Source organism: Desulfobulbus oligotrophicus, assembly GCF_016446285.1.
Taxonomy (GTDB): domain Bacteria; phylum Desulfobacterota; class Desulfobulbia; order Desulfobulbales; family Desulfobulbaceae; genus Desulfobulbus; species Desulfobulbus oligotrophicus.
Window position 1 is genome coordinate 1369069 of record NZ_CP054140.1, and the last position, 14723, is coordinate 1383791.

At 50.0% G+C, this 14723-nt stretch carries 13 protein-coding genes; 8 read left to right on the forward strand and 5 right to left on the reverse strand.

The window, feature by feature from the left end; genetic code table 11:
• Positions 1-175 precede the first annotated feature (175 nt).
• Entirely contained in the window at positions 176-559 is a 384-nt protein-coding gene (locus HP555_RS06115; protein ID WP_199264292.1) for a hypothetical protein, read from the reverse strand.
• Positions 560-714: 155 nt separating this feature from the next.
• Between HP555_RS06115 and HP555_RS06120 the strand changes: the two genes are divergently transcribed.
• From HP555_RS06120 to HP555_RS06145, 6 genes are all read left to right on the forward strand, one after another.
• A complete protein-coding gene (locus HP555_RS06120) occupies positions 715-2268 on the forward strand; it encodes an acyl-CoA carboxylase subunit beta (RefSeq protein WP_233249268.1) in 1554 nt (517 codons plus the stop codon).
• An 8-nt stretch (positions 2269-2276) separates the two neighbouring features.
• Entirely contained in the window at positions 2277-4292 is a 2016-nt protein-coding gene (locus HP555_RS06125) for an acetyl/propionyl/methylcrotonyl-CoA carboxylase subunit alpha (RefSeq protein WP_199264293.1), read from the forward strand.
• A gap of 90 nt (positions 4293-4382) precedes the next feature.
• The gene (locus tag HP555_RS06130; RefSeq protein WP_199264294.1) at positions 4383-4610 is read left to right on the forward strand and encodes a flagellar FlbD family protein; all 228 of its coding nucleotides are present in this window, start codon (positions 4383-4385) and stop codon (positions 4608-4610) included.
• Between the two features lie 205 nt (positions 4611-4815).
• Positions 4816-5604: a flagellar motor protein gene (locus tag HP555_RS06135; RefSeq protein WP_199264295.1), complete on the forward strand. Its 789-nt coding sequence runs from the start codon at positions 4816-4818 to the stop codon at positions 5602-5604.
• Positions 5605-6444, forward strand: a complete 840-nt coding sequence (locus tag HP555_RS06140) for a flagellar motor protein MotB (protein WP_199264296.1) — start codon at positions 5605-5607, stop codon at positions 6442-6444.
• A 169-nt stretch (positions 6445-6613) separates the two neighbouring features.
• Positions 6614-7912, forward strand: a complete 1299-nt coding sequence (locus HP555_RS06145) for a CBS domain-containing protein (RefSeq protein ID WP_199264297.1) — start codon at positions 6614-6616, stop codon at positions 7910-7912.
• 73 nt (positions 7913-7985) lie between these two features.
• On the opposite strand, the gene HP555_RS06150 is transcribed toward HP555_RS06145, so the two are convergent.
• Positions 7986-8327, reverse strand: coding sequence for a histidine triad nucleotide-binding protein (locus HP555_RS06150; protein ID WP_199264298.1), 342 nt, complete (start codon positions 8325-8327; stop codon positions 7986-7988).
• Positions 8328-8361: 34 nt separating this feature from the next.
• Positions 8362-8991, reverse strand: coding sequence for a hypothetical protein (locus HP555_RS06155; RefSeq protein ID WP_199264299.1), 630 nt, complete (start codon positions 8989-8991; stop codon positions 8362-8364).
• A gap of 156 nt (positions 8992-9147) precedes the next feature.
• On the opposite strand from HP555_RS06155, the gene HP555_RS06160 reads away from it, so the two are divergent.
• Positions 9148-10533, forward strand: a complete 1386-nt coding sequence (locus HP555_RS06160; RefSeq protein ID WP_199264300.1) for a DEAD/DEAH box helicase — start codon at positions 9148-9150, stop codon at positions 10531-10533.
• 273 nt (positions 10534-10806) lie between these two features.
• Here the strand turns inward: HP555_RS06160 and HP555_RS06165 are convergent, their stop codons facing one another.
• Positions 10807-11529, reverse strand: a complete 723-nt coding sequence (locus tag HP555_RS06165) for an MgtC/SapB family protein (protein ID WP_199264301.1) — start codon at positions 11527-11529, stop codon at positions 10807-10809.
• 33 nt (positions 11530-11562) lie between these two features.
• The gene (locus HP555_RS06170; RefSeq protein WP_233249291.1) at positions 11563-12354 is read right to left on the reverse strand and encodes an arylamine N-acetyltransferase family protein; all 792 of its coding nucleotides are present in this window, start codon (positions 12352-12354) and stop codon (positions 11563-11565) included.
• Between the two features lie 485 nt (positions 12355-12839).
• Here HP555_RS06170 and typA point away from each other — a divergent pair, with 485 nt between their 5' ends.
• Positions 12840-14639: a translational GTPase TypA gene (gene typA, locus HP555_RS06175; RefSeq protein ID WP_199264303.1), complete on the forward strand. Its 1800-nt coding sequence runs from the start codon at positions 12840-12842 to the stop codon at positions 14637-14639.
• The last annotated feature ends 84 nt before the right edge of the window (positions 14640-14723 follow it).

The window sequence follows — 14723 nt, forward strand, 5'->3', positions numbered from 1 at the left end:
TGCTTTTATGCATTCTGCACACGGATAGGCAGTACCTGCACGTTTTTGTTGTCAGGTCCGGCTGCCGGCCGATTTAACCGGCTGCAACACCTGTTTTGTCTTTGATCTGCCTCACTCATACCGTCCCTGTGATCAGAAGAGGAGTGTACCCTTCATTGAAGATGAATAATAGTGGTCACACAGTGTCAGAAGGGGAGCCGCCTCCTGTATAAAAAAATGCTGCTTTGTTAAAAAGGCCTGACATGTTTGTAATCATCAACACGGAGGAGTTTGATGCTTGTACCGGTGCATTGCTGGACGCTGTTTTCTCAATGCTGCCGGACCTCCACCGGATTGAAAAGTGATGGTCTGTTGTTGTCATCAGGCATGGGTCGGTCTGCAGCAACATGACTGATCTCCATGCGTTTATGGAGTAACCGGTACCAACAGCATCGTCATTTTGGTGCGTATTTTTGTATGCCGTCCAGTGTACAGCATGCACGATTGGGTGCCTGTCGCAGGTATTTGGTTGTTTTTTGCAGACTAAACCGGATCTTTTATGATAAGTTGCATTTTTCATGGGCATTTTGCATCACACCGGTCAGGCCGATACCAGAGCTATGCGGTTGATAAACAGGGAATACGATGTGCCGTCGGTGCGGTAGGTAAAGATGAATCGAGAGTCTGGCGTCTTTTTGTTGATTGGTCAGATTCTACAACGGGGTGACGGGATTTATGGACACACAATACCAGGCTACCTTGGAAACTTTGGAGAGGCTGCGTGCGGAATCTGTTTCTGCCGGCGGAGTTCAGCAGATAGAGACTCAGCACCGTAAGGGGAAGTTGAGCGCCCGGGAGCGTCTTGATTTACTCCTTGATGAAGGCACTTTTGAGGAATTCGATGTTCTGAAGGTCGGCCGCGGCAGCAGTCTCGGAGGCGTAAAGAACTATCTGGGTGACGGTGTTATTACCGGCCATGGCTCCATTGACGGTCGTGAAGTTTTTGTCTTCAGTCAGGATTTCACCATTCTTGGCGGCTCCCTGGGGGAGGCCCATGCGCAGAAGATCTGCAAGGTTATGGACCTGGCCGTTAAAGTCGGGGCACCTATCATAGGCCTCAACGATTCGGGAGGAGCCCGTATTCAGGAAGGTGTCGACGCCCTGGCCGCCTACGGTGAAATTTTTCATCGGAATGTCCGAGCCAGCGGAGTGGTCCCTCAGATTTCCTGCGTTATGGGGACCTGTGCCGGCGGTGCGGTGTATAGTCCGTCAATCACTGATTTTGTGTTCATGGTTGAGGACTCGTCCTATATGTTTGTGACCGGTCCCTCTGTGGTTAAAACCGTTACGCACCAGGATATCACCTCTGAGGATCTTGGCGGAGCTAAAATCCATGCGGGTGCCAGTGGAGTCGCCCATTTTACTGTGCATAATGATGTGCTGGCTCTTCGGGAGGTACGGAGGCTGATCAGTTATCTCCCCTCCAATAACCGTTTGCAGGCCCCCATTCTGGATCTCAGTGATGCGCCTGACCGGACTGATCCGGTTCTTGATTATCTGATTCCGAGCAACTCCAACCAGACCTATGACATGAACGTGCTGATTCATTCCATTCTCGACGGCGCAGAGTTCATGGAGGTTCATGCAGGTTTTGCCCGTAATATTATCTGTGGTTTCGGTCGTCTTGGTGGTCAGACCGTAGGGCTTGTCGCCAATCAACCGGCGGTGCTGGCCGGGGTTCTTGATATCGATGCCTCGGTCAAGGCCGGCCGTTTTGTCCGTTTTTGTGATTCTTTCAATATTCCGCTGATTTCTCTTGTTGATGTACCCGGCTTTATGCCCGGGCCTGATCAGGAACATGGCGGTATTATACGGCACGGTGCCAAACTGCTCTATGCCTTCACCGAGGCAACAGTGCCGAGGGTTTCTGTGATCATTCGTAAGGCCTACGGCGGTGCTTATCTGGTTATGAACTCCAAGCACATTCATTGTGATGTCAACTATGCCTGGCCCACAGCTGAGATCGCAGTGATGGGGCCTAAAGGGGCAGCCGAGGTGATTTACCGCAAGGAGATTTATGCAGCTGAAGATCCGGAGGCAGTGCTTGATGAAAAAATGGAAGAGTATCGCCGCACTTTTGCCAACCCGTTTTTGGCAGCGCAACGAGGGTATATCGATGATGTTATCTTCCCTCGTGATACTCGGTCACATCTCATCCGTACCTTGCAGATGCTTGACAGCAAGAAGACAAAAGGCCCGGATCGTAAACACGGAAACATTCCCCTGTGAGGTAAGCCATGTTTGAAAAGATACTGATCGCTAACCGTGGTGAAATTGCCATCCGCATCATCCGGACCTGCAATCGTTTGGGGATTCAGACTGTGGCGGTATATTCCGATGCTGACAACAGAAGCCTCCATAGACATCTGGCCGACGAGGCTGTTCATATAGGCGAATCCCAATCGCAACAATCGTATCTGGACATAGATAAGATCATCGCAGCAGCAAAGGCCACCGGAGCACAGGCCGTTCATCCGGGCTATGGTTTTCTCTCGGAAAAGGCTGATTTTGCCCGGGCGGTCCAAGAGGCCGGACTGGTCTTTATCGGCCCGCCTGTGGAGGCGGTTGATGTTATGGGAGATAAGATCACCTCCAAGGAACTGGCCAAGAATGCCGGAGTACCGGTTATTCCAGGACATATCGAGGCTGTCAAAGATGAGGAGGATGCACTGGCTGTTGCCGAAGAAATCGGCTACCCCGTTCTTCTGAAGCCTGCTGCCGGTGGTGGCGGCAAGGGGATGCGTATTGTTCGCGAACCGGAACAGATGAAGGAGGCGCTTGAAGCCAGTCGGAAGGAAACACTGAAAGCGTTTAATGATACACGAGTATTTGTTGAACGATATATTGAGCAACCTCGGCACATCGAGATTCAGATCTTGGCTGACAGTCAAGGCCATGTTGTTCATCTCGGTGAACGCGAATGTTCAATTCAACGCCGGTATCAAAAGGTGGTGGAAGAATCGCCTTCGCCGGTTGTCTCCGCGGATCTGCGCACGCGGATGGGAAAGGCTGCCTGCGATTTGGCCCGACAAGCCAAATACGTTAATGCAGGCACTGTCGAGTTTGTCATGGATGCGCACCACAACTTCTATTTCCTGGAGATGAACACCCGTCTCCAGGTTGAGCACCCTGTGACCGAGATGATAACAGGGCTTGATCTGGTGGAGTTGCAGCTCCGTATTGCGGCCGGAGAACCATTACCGTTTGATCAGAGTGGAGTCACCTTCAAAGGTTGGGCTATAGAGGCGCGCATCTGTGCCGAGGATCCGGCTCGGGGTTTTATTCCTTCCACAGGCATGATAACTCGGTACGCTGCTCCTCGCGGTAGCGGGATCCGTGTGGATAGTGGCGTTAATATCGGTGGCAAGATCGATGTGTACTACGATTCTATGCTGGCCAAAGTGATCTGCCACGGGAAAACCCGAGAAGACGCCCGACGTCTGTTGATCGAGTCTCTTAACGGCTATCATATCGAAGGTGTATCAACCAACATTGATTTTGTTACCAGTGTGATCTGCCTGCCCGAGTTTGCTGAAGGCGCCCTGACCACCGGCTTTATTGATCAGCATTTTGAAGGAGGAATTTCAAAGCGTTCACCATCACTGCAGTACTTGCAGTTAGCAGCCTTGGCAGCAACACTGATTTACCACACGCGGACCGTTGCTGTACGTGAATCTCTCCGGCACATGGTGTCCACTATCGGGGGTAAACGTGACATGGGAAGAACACACCATTACCGGGTGCGATCTCATGAAGATTTGTTTGAGGTGGTGCTGGAGGGGACACCGGTCAGTGGAGAGGTCTGTACTATTCGCGTAGACGGTAGTACACATAAGGTTGAAATTCCGGTATTTGAATTCTTCCGGCGCCGACTGAAACTGGTTATCAACGGCTTGCCCTATCGTTTTCGTATCCGGTTTCAGGATTCATTCATTTTTATGAGTTTCAACGGCATCTCTCGGCTTTTTGAAGTGTATACGCCGAAAGAGTGGACCATGATGCAGTACATGCCGAAGAAAGCCGATAAACTGCTCGACAACGTTTTGGTCTGCCCAATGCCTGGGTTGGTTGTGGACGTGCTGGCTCAAAAGGGTGAGCGTGTTTTCCGCGGTCAGAACCTGGTGGTGCTTGAGTCCATGAAGATGGAGAGCGGCGTTGCCTCGCCGGTGGACGGTATTATCACTGAAGTGCTGGTCAATAAGGGGCAGGCAGTGGAGGCTGATCAGGTCCTTATCAAGTTTGAAGTGATGTAAAAGAAGTGGTGCCGGGTACGGCATAAACGGGAAGAGGGCTCACTGTAACCGGTTGTTTCATCGAAGGTGTCGGTGACAGCAGGATTTTCATTGGATATTTTTGTAGACGGCATGATCAAGCTGACCCGGATCAACCATTCTGAATTTTACCTGAATCCTGATCTGATCAAGGGGATAGAACAAACCCCGGACACGATTATTACATTGATAAATGGTGATCATGTTCTTGTTCGTGAAAAAGCGGAGGAGATTATCGATAAGATAATCGATTTTCGTGTCCGGGTCATCCATCAGTCTCGACAGGATGTAACCCTCTGATGCGGTGGATACAGGCAATACCTTGTTTTTTATTCCAGGAAAGGGCCTGTGTGTGGATCGAGTTGCACTGCAGTTTGCAGGTGTTTCTCCTGAGCGCTCAGGCCGCTCTCTATTTTTTTCTTTGTAATCAGAACGATAGTCCATACAATAAGATAACATAACAACGTGCAGATTCGTTCAGGATTTTTAACCAGTTGTTGAAGTTATGGATATTGCAACTCTTATCGGACTGACCATGGGGTTGGGCGCTATTATCGGTGGAGCGGTCCTTGAAGGACTCCACCTGACCGCCCTGCTACAGCCTACAGCTGCCATTATTGTGCTCGGTGGTACCTTTGGCGCTGCCTTTGTCAGTTTTTCCCTTGATGTCGCTCTTGGTGCTTTTAAAGATTTAAAGAAATTGCTGACCAGTTCACCGAAAAACGACGACCTCATAACAGAGATCTGTGGTTATGCTGCCAAGGCCAGGAAGAATGGTATTATTGCCTTGGAACAGGAGGGGCAAACCCACAAAGACCGGTTTATGAAAAAGGCGATTTCACTGTCAGTTGACGGGGTCGAGCCCAAGGATATTCGGGAATTACTGGAAATTGACCTTGGGGCAGAAGAAGAAAGTGCCAAGATGAGTGCCGAGTTTTTTGAAGCTGCCGGCGGTTATGCGCCGACCATCGGTATCATCGGTGCCGTACTCGGATTGATCCATGTCATGAGCAACCTTGAGGATACCTCTAAACTTGGTGCTGGGATTGCCGTGGCCTTTGTTGCCACTATTTATGGCCTGGTTACTGCCAATATTATCTGTCTGCCTGCCGCCACCAAGATCAAAAATCGGATAAAAGATGATACCGTACGTAAAGAGATCATCATCGCCGGGGTGGTAGCCATTCAAAATGGTGAAAATCCGCGTTTTATCGAAGAACGGCTGCGTTCGTACCTGGGAAGCCATGCAAAAAGGGGTGGCGACGTCGCTGAAGAGGGAAGGAGCAAAGGATAAATGGCTCGGAAAAAAGCACCTGAGAAGGCAGCGAATCACGAACGGTGGTTGGTTTCCTATGCTGATTTCATCACCCTTCTGTTTGCCGTGTTTGTCACCCTGTACGCAATGTCGCAAACCGATAAAAAGAAAGTGGAGCAGGTTGCCGCATCGTATAGAAGTGCCTTTGGCATGAGCTCCGGTGCTGCCTCAGGTAAGCTGGAGATGTTACTCAAGACCGATATTCTGCCTGTACCGTCAATACGTCATCAGCCGAAGAATGCGGAAAAATCGAAAGCTGATCAAGACCAGTCAGCCAGGGGACAGGCAACCAGACAGGATTTTAAAAACATCATGATTGTTTTAGAACGCTACCTGGCTGAACATGATGCGCAGGAGAAGGTCAGCATAGAGATAACCAGACGCGGACTGGTGATCAGTCTGAAAGAGGCTGGTTTTTTTGATTCGGCCAGTGCGGTTGTCAAACCGTCTTCCTATGAGCTGCTGGCTAAAATTATCGAATCTCTTCAGCCTTTCGAAAATCAGATCAGTTTTGAAGGACACACTGATAACATGCCGATACGATCATCAACTTTTCATTCCAATTGGGAGTTGTCGACAGCAAGAGCCATCAATCTGGCTCATTTTGCCATGGATCAGCACAGTGTACGACCAGCAAGAATTGCTGTCACCGGTTATGGCGAACATCGTCCGGTCGCAGACAATGCAATTGAGGAGGGAAGAAGGCAGAACCGTCGTGTTGATATTGTTCTTCACGGCACAAGCACCGGCGAGGTGGAAGAAACCCGGCCGGTTGAGTCGTCGCCGTCCAGAGCATCGCGGCCGCAAGTACCGTTTTAAGAGTACTGTACTGACAAGATAAAATTATGGCCGGTGCGCACCATGGAGATGGGGTCCCGGCCTTTTTGTTACCCGAACAGGGCACTGTTTTTATTCTCTATCGCGATGATCAATTTGCAACCGTCTGTTGCATTACTGTACAGGAACCACTACCTGTTTATTTAATTCCATGCAAATAGTCACTACCCACCGTAATACTGATTTTGATGCGCTGGCGTCAATGGTTGCCGCAACTTTGATTTATCCGGATGCAATCGCCGCCTGTCCAACAGATGTTAACCCGAATGTCCATCGGTTTCTTTCGCTTCATAAGACATCTTTTAACATCATTCTGACCCGTGAGGTTGCCCTGGAGAGTGTTACCCGGCTGATCATCACTGATACCAACCAGTGGCGAAGGATTGAGCGGTTAAGTCAGCTCCAGGATAGAGAGGATGTTGAACTGTTGCTTTGGGATCACCATACGGGTATCGGTGACATCCGTCCTCATTGGCAGTGTGTGGAAAAGATCGGGGCCACAGTAACCCTCCTGGTGCGGGCTGTTAAGGGGCAGAATCTGCAGTTGAGTCCGCTTCAGGCAACTCTGTTTCTTCTGGGGTTGTATGAGGATACCGGCCAGCTGACCTTTAGTTCCACTACCCCGGAAGATGCCAGGGCTGCTGCTTTTCTCCTCGAACAGGGAGCAGATCTTGATATTGTCGTTGATTTTCTGCATATGGCGTATGGTGAAGTCCAGAAAAAGGTATTGTTTCGATTGATGCGTGATGCTGAGCAACATGAAATCAAGGGTAAACAGGTGGGGATCGGCGTTGTGCACATCGATAAACATGTCGAGTTGTCGGTGGTGGTGCAGTTGTATGGAAAGATCGTTAATGCTGACGCGGTATTTGTTATCTTTGTTAACGAAAAAGGTGGTTGTTTTGTCATTGGTCGCAGCAGTGTTCCGGAGATCAACGTGAACACAGTCCTTCAGCGATTTGGTGGGGGTGGGCACCCGGGTGCCGGATCGGCAACCATCACTGCTGATCGTGTAGTGCCGGATGAGATCCGGCAGGAGATTCTGACTGCTCTCCACGAGGTACAGTGCAGCAGTGCGTTGGTGGCGGACATGATGTCCTTTCCTGTCACCAGCGTGTTACCGGCTACGCCGATGCATCAGATCCGGCAGATTATGGAAGAAGAAAATATTCGCGGGATTGTGGTTGAGGAGGACGACCGGCTGCAGGGTATTGTTGTGTTGTGGGATTTGAAGAAACTACGTTTAGAGAAACAGTGGAACAGTCCGGTGAAAGCATTCATGAATCGCAACGTCACCACCGTCTCTCCCGATGCCCTGGCAAGTGAGGCTGCTGATGTAATGGTACAGAAGAATATCGGTCATCTGCCTGTTGTGCAGGGAGAAAAGGTGATTGGTATCGTTACTCGTACAGATGTGATCAACTATCTGTACGGCATGTTACCGGCGTAGCCAAATAATTATTCAGCCCGTGTTCTGTTGGTGCTGTGGCTGAATGGACAGATGTGGTGCAATATTGGGCGTCTCACCCCGGAGGCCAGGCCATGTATCGGCCGCCGAGGATGTGCACGTGCAGATGAAAGACGGTTTGCCCTGCCTGTGAGCCGTTGTTGGCTACGACCCTGAAATGTGGAATCTCTTCTTTGGCAGCTGTTTCAGCACCTATTCTCAATAATTTCCCCATCAGACGTTCATTCTCCTGCGTTGCCGCTGCAGGACCGGTGAGATGTTCTTTCGGAATAACAAGGAAGTGCACCGGGGCCTGGGGAGCAATGTCGCGGAAGACGAGCACCTCATCATCTTCGTAAAGTTTATCGGCAGGCACTTCTCCCCGGATGATCTTGCAAAACAAGCAGTTGTCAGGCATGATAGTCCTCCTGTAGTTAAAGAAAAGAAAGCTCTTACTGGGCCTTACTGACTCTGGGCAGCAGGTGAAATACCAGGGTATCGTTGAGGGTCGATATATTGATCGGTTCCATGACAAGAAGAATGGATTGAGCACCGACCTTGAGATCAATGGCTTCCAATGCATCAAGATCGACCACGTACTCACGGGCACTGAGAGCATTGATAAGAGGTGTCAGGGGGTCTTGGGATTCATCGGCAATATGGGCGGTTTGACGAAAATGCGGTGTGAGCAGCAGTTTTTTTCGCACCGCATCAAAACGGGTCTGGAGATCACAGATCATGGGGAGTCGGACTTCCCCTAGACGCAGTTGGATATCTTGACCGCCGAAATTGGTTGTGGCCACCAGATTCCGTCCGAAGAGCACTCCGTGAACAGTAATGATGTTATCGTGTATGACTAAACGCTCTACAGACTCCACGGTGATATCACCTTGTAACTGCCGGCTCTGGGAGGGGACTTCCAGGGGTAAGAGCTTTTGTATCGAAGTCAGGACTGTTTCTGCAGGCAGGGAAAGCACAACCGGCTGTTGCTTCGTATTGTCGCCGATTGCATTGGTGGTAAGGAGGGCTGGGAGGAGAACAATTATCAGGCAAATGACGCTGCGGGCAAGAGAGATGTGCATAGTGACTTTGAGGTGAAAAGCAGCGTTGTTGCCGCGTTGATTATCGGGAATATATACATTGAAATTTAAACGGATACTCGTCAGGATGCTCTATTTTCTTTATGCTGTCAAGGTCTACTTCCATGGGCATTTGGAAGAAAAAAATGCAGGATCGGTATGAAAAAAAATAGGGGTAGGCATCCTTCACCGCTTCCGCCTGTGCTGACTGTTGATCGGCAGTGCTGTCTGAAAAATATGCCACCTGATCTCGCTGCTGCGCTCCGTTCTGCGTTAACCATCGATAATCCAAAATACCGGGCAGCCAGACAATTTGGCCGGTGGATCGGTAAAAATCTCAAGCCGAAACTTTTTTTCTACCATGAAACAGAAAACCGCCTTTTTTTCCCCCGTGGTTTTGGTAACCAGGCCGTTCGGCTCTGTCGCAGGATAACCGGTCAGTCGCCGGAAATTGATGACCTTCGTCGTTTGCTGCCTCCTGTTTCGTTTTCTTTTTCAGGTGAACTTCGCCGGTATCAGCATGATGCGGTAACAGCCATCCTGGAGCATTCTTTCGGAGTGGTCGAGGCGGCTACCGGATCGGGCAAGACGGTCATGGCTCTGGCCGTCATTGCTCATCGGTGTCAACCGACCCTGATCATTGTTCATTCTAAAGAGTTGATGTACCAGTGGCGCTCACGTATCGAACAGTTTCTCGGGATAGAAGCCGGGATGGCAGGTGACGGTTTGTTTGATCTCCAACCAGTGACCGTGGCCATTGTAAATACTGCCGGAAAACATCTTGATATGTTGCCTGCACAGTTCGGCCAGATTGTAGTGGACGAGTGTCACCGGGTTCCGGCAAGCTTGTTTACCAATGTTGTGGCTGCCTTTGACTGCAAGTACATGCTGGGCCTGTCAGCCACTGCCTTTCGTCGTGAAGACGGTATGACGCAGTTGATCAATATCTATATGGGAGATCGGGTCCATACGGTTGATGGTAAACAACTGGCAGCCAGCGGTGCTGTTGTCCTCCCGGTGTTTGAACAGCGACCAACCACTTTTGTTTATCGATACCAGGGAGAGTATGCGCGGTTGATCAAAGCGCTCACCGTCAACGAACAGCGGAACCGGCAGATTAGCCGCGATGTGGTGAACCTGGTTGAACAAGGGCATCAGGGGACAATTTTAGTGGTTTCGGATCGAGTAGCGCATTGTCATATCCTGGCCCACCTGCTGACAGAGAAGCATATGTCTGTCCGTGTTCTCACCGGTCAGACACCTCCGGAAGAACGGGCAAGGATTGTTGAAGATGTTCAGTCAGATCAGGTGACTATACTGATTGCCACTGTGCAGTTGATCGGAGAGGGGTTTGACTGTCCCGGTCTGTCCACCCTGGTATTGGCCACGCCGATCAAGTTTGAGGGGAGGCTGTTGCAGGTGGTTGGCCGTATAATGCGACCGGCCATGAACAAACAGGCCAGGGTCATTGATTATGTTGATGAGCATGTTCCGGTCCTGCGTCGTTCCGCTGCAATTCGACGGACAGTGTTTGCGGAATGGTGAGCAGCGTTTTTTCCGGATATTACAGGTTCGGCATCTTTGTTTATTGGATGATCTGCAGTGCAAAGTTCATAAAATGTTCAATAAAGAGAGATGAACGAGATCAAAAATGAGGTGACAAGGGGAAGGATGTGGTAAAATTAGTCGCTGTGCAGAGTTGCCTGTTGCTCGACTGACTCGATCGTGACAGGTGCTTTCTTTCTGTTGGCCGGGGATCAGGGGAGAGGTTGAAGCGACCGCCGGTTAACCCGTGTAGATGGCGGATCCTTCCCCCGGTCAATCTCCGGTTGGAGATATGCGGAAACAGCGAACCAGGGGCATTTGGCGTAAAGATTCAGCCAGGACGGCCATTTTGTTTGAATCAACAGTGCCGATGACCATTCTGTATTCAAAGGACCGGCCATCATCAGAAGTCTGGTACTGCATGTTGTCGACAGTAAAACCGTGTTTGGTCAGTAAACTGATAACTTCATTTTCGTTTAATACGTGGTTTCGATCAAAACAGATGCTGTGGTGTGCATAAAAATTTGACGGTAACTTTCCCTCGATCCACCGGAAAACCGAGAGTATCCCCAAGGCTAACAGAGTTGCAATGATTGCCGGAAACCAGAACCCGATGCCGATCAAAATCCCGGTGGCTGCGGTAATCCATATTGATGCTGCGGTTGTTAATCCGCGCACCGATTGACCCTCTTTAAAGATCACACCTGCACCAAGAAAACCGATGCCTGTCATGATCCCCTGTGCCATTCTGGTTGGATCGGTACGAACTGTGTCCAGGGGTACCCCCGGCAGCCAGTTCCACTGATAATACGTGACCAGCATCAGGAGACTTGAAGCCAGGCAGACCAGTGTATGTGTCCGAAAACCGGCCGGTCGTCCATGATAGCTCCGTTCAAACCCAATAACTCCACCGGCAAGGAGTGCGCCGGCCAGGCGGGTGCTGATCATGAGATAATCTGCTTCCATTGCGGTAAGAACTGATTCAAAACCTGTCATAATATGTCTTTTCCGGTTAGCGATAAACTTATGCTATCTGTTTTTATCCATCTGCGCAACGGTCCGTCTGATACCGAATTCCCTGTTGAGGACATCAGGGTGAACCTTCCTGCTCACTCTCCACTCTGTACGCAGTCCGCATAGAGTTGTGTAAATAAATGTGCTGCCGGTCAATGTTTTTCTGCCGTCAGGTGTGGCGAGTGTTGCCAGAGGAGTTTTTCTGAAATGAGAAGCAGGTGAGTCTCTATGAAACTTAAACATACCTTGAAAGTCGGCTATTTCCCTTGGAGACAGTGTGAATTTAAAAAGGGAAGTCCACTGTTTCTGGAGGATGTTCTGCTGAACCAGGTAGTCGTTCCCCTGGCGATCAATCCTGTACGATCGCCCCTGCTCTGTTTGAACAGTCCCGGTTCTGAGCAGAAGCGGAACTCTGAATGAATCTCCAAAGCCGACATCCACAAGCCAGGTTTCCTCAAGATGCACAAGCAGGACAACATGATCAAACGCAGGTGTGAATGTACGGTCCTCCTGGGCGACTTGAGCAGAAAGAAGGTCGATTTTGTACCCAAGCGAGCGTAAAAGGTTTGCAAAGAGAATATTGTTTTCGTAGCATATGCCCCCTCGATTTTCTGTGACGATCTTCCGGTAGAAATGTTCTGGAGACAGCCGCATCGGTTCCGCCCAGTGGATGGAGAGATTTTCAAACGGTACACAGAGGAGATGAGCTGCCTGTAACGTATGTAGAGAGACCTGATCCGGATGTGTAAAAGTATGGTGATCAAGTCTCTTTAAGTAGGCCCGGAGGTGTTCAGGCTCCATTCGCATCCATTTCACGGCATGCATCCATTCGAGATTTGGTGGATAATCAGGTTGAAAGTAGAAATTAATCGGTGGTCACAACGGGGTCAATTCCAAATGATCGTACTTTTGCTGTTTTCCCGGGATACTGATATCTTCTGTTTGAATTGACAGGGGGTGTATGCTGTTCTTATCTGTTTGCTGAGGACAATGACCGGTGGATGTATGTCGCCAATCTGCAGTGTGCCCCTCTATTACCGACGGCGGGAATAATCCCGATAACGGTGGATGCAGATGCACCGTATATACTGTGGGGACAGGTGGTCTGGACCCGATTGACTGAAGGCAGGATCAGATCATTGCAGCTCTGATCTTTTACATGAATAAAGTTTTTGACAGGATACAGGCCGCTGGGACGGCACGAAAATATTTGCCGTCATCTCTTGTCAAACCGTTGGTTTTTTCATCCCTTGTTGCAATAAGCAGGAACCCATCAGAAAGTCAGGAGTAGTATGAGACAGCAGTTTATTCGTAATGTCGCTATTATCGCCCACGTTGATCACGGTAAAACCACCCTGGTTGATCAGTTATTTCGTTCAAGTGGTATGTTTCGTGATAATCAACATGTGGCCGATCGGCTGATGGATTCCATGGAGATTGAGCGTGAACGCGGTATCACCATTACTTCCAAAAACGGTTCGTATACGTATGGTGATTATCAGATCAATATTATCGACACTCCCGGTCATGCCGATTTTGGTGGTCAGGTGGAACGGGTGCTGCATATGGCAGATGGAGCACTCCTGTTGGTGGATGCGCAAGAGGGGCCGATGCCGCAGACTTTTTTCGTGGTAAAGAAGGCACTGGCTGCCAAGTTGCCGATCCTGGTGGTGATCAACAAGATCGACAAACCTGCAGCCCGGTGCGATTGGGCTGTGGATCAGGTTTTCGGCCTGCTGGACCGGCTCGGTGCTCCGGATCATATCCTGGACTTTCCGGTGGTCTATGCCTCTGCCAAGGCCGGCTACGCTGTTCATCAACCGGATGACCCGGTGACTGTGGACACTGGTATGCAGACTGTTTCCGAGATGATCATTCATCATGTGCCGCCACCATCCGGCAGTCCTGATGCCCCTTTGCAGCTGCAGATCAGCACCATTGACTATTCACCGTATCTTGGCCGTTTAGGGATCGGCAAACTTTTGAATGGTCGACTCAGTCTGCGTACTCCGCTGGTGGTTTCCCGCCGTGACGGGACCATTAACCCCGTACGGATCAGCAAGATCTTCGGCTTTGCGAGTAACCAGAAGGTACCGGTCGAAAATGTACAGGTGGGGGATATTGTAGCTGTTGCCGGTATGGAAGATGTGACCATCGGCGTTACCTTTACCGACCCCACCAATCCTCAGCCATTGCCGCTCATTGAGATTGACCCGCCCACTATTTCAATGAATTTTATTCCCAACGACTCACCTTTTGCCGGTCAGGACGGCAAGTATGTCACCTCCCGTCATCTTGAGGAACGCCTTTCCCGCGAGGTTCTCTCCGATGTGGCTCTTCAGGTCGAACCGCTCAGCAACGAGATCGGTTATCGGGTTTCCGGTCGCGGCGAGCTGCATCTTTCTATTCTTATTGAAAAGATGCGTCGTGAAGATTACGAGTTTCAAGTGACTCGTCCGCAGGTGATTGTTCGCGAGATTGATGGTCAGCTCATGGAACCGTATGAAGAGCTGTTTGTGGATGTTGATGAAAAGTTTCAGGGAGTGGTGATTGAAAAACTTGGCAGGCTTAAAGGGCTGCTCATCGACATGCAGGTCGAGAAAGAAATGACCCGTATGAAGTTTAAGGTGCCGACCCGTGGCCTGCTGGGGTATCGTTCCGTGTTCATGACCGATACCCATGGTATGGGGGTGATGCACTACGTTTTTGCAGAATGGGGCCCCCATGCCGGAGAGATTCAGAATCGGATCAACGGTGTGATGGTTGTTAAGGAGACATGCACGTCAGTCGCCTATGCGTTGTTTAATCTCCAGGAACGAGGTAGACTTTTTTTAGGTCCGGGCGTTGCTGTTTACTCCGGCATGATCATCGGCGAACATTGTCGGCCTGCTGATCTGATTGTAAATCCGGCCAAAGGCAAAAAATTGACCAACATTCGTGCATCCGGAACGGATGAGGCGGTTATACTTGTTCCACCGGTAGACATGAGTCTTGAGGACTGTATCTCGTATATCAATGATGATGAGTTGGTGGAGATCACCCCTAAGGCGATACGGTTACGTAAGAAGAAAGGGGTAAGGATAAGAGGATAAATAGCTTTCTTTTCTTCAGGGAGGTTTCATGAAAGAGTTGTTGCTTATCGGCGTGGCATTCGTTGTCGGTATTGCCGCCTTTAT

Coding starts and splice junctions, on each gene's coding strand:
- HP555_RS06115 (WP_199264292.1), bottom strand. CDS start 559: ATGAAAAATGCAACTTATCATAAAAGATCCGGTTTAGTCTGCAAAAAA.
- HP555_RS06120 (WP_233249268.1), top strand. CDS start 715: ATGGACACACAATACCAGGCTACCTTGGAAACTTTGGAGAGGCTGCGT.
- HP555_RS06125 (WP_199264293.1), top strand. CDS start 2,277: ATGTTTGAAAAGATACTGATCGCTAACCGTGGTGAAATTGCCATCCGC.
- HP555_RS06135 (WP_199264295.1), top strand. CDS start 4,816: ATGGATATTGCAACTCTTATCGGACTGACCATGGGGTTGGGCGCTATT.
- HP555_RS06140 (WP_199264296.1), top strand. CDS start 5,605: ATGGCTCGGAAAAAAGCACCTGAGAAGGCAGCGAATCACGAACGGTGG.
- HP555_RS06145 (WP_199264297.1), top strand. CDS start 6,614: ATGCAAATAGTCACTACCCACCGTAATACTGATTTTGATGCGCTGGCG.
- HP555_RS06150 (WP_199264298.1), bottom strand. CDS start 8,327: ATGCCTGACAACTGCTTGTTTTGCAAGATCATCCGGGGAGAAGTGCCT.
- HP555_RS06155 (WP_199264299.1), bottom strand. CDS start 8,991: ATGCACATCTCTCTTGCCCGCAGCGTCATTTGCCTGATAATTGTTCTC.
- HP555_RS06160 (WP_199264300.1), top strand. CDS start 9,148: ATGAAAAAAAATAGGGGTAGGCATCCTTCACCGCTTCCGCCTGTGCTG.
- HP555_RS06165 (WP_199264301.1), bottom strand. CDS start 11,529: ATGACAGGTTTTGAATCAGTTCTTACCGCAATGGAAGCAGATTATCTC.
- HP555_RS06170 (WP_233249291.1), bottom strand. CDS start 12,354: ATGCGAATGGAGCCTGAACACCTCCGGGCCTACTTAAAGAGACTTGAT.
- typA (WP_199264303.1), top strand. CDS start 12,840: ATGAGACAGCAGTTTATTCGTAATGTCGCTATTATCGCCCACGTTGAT.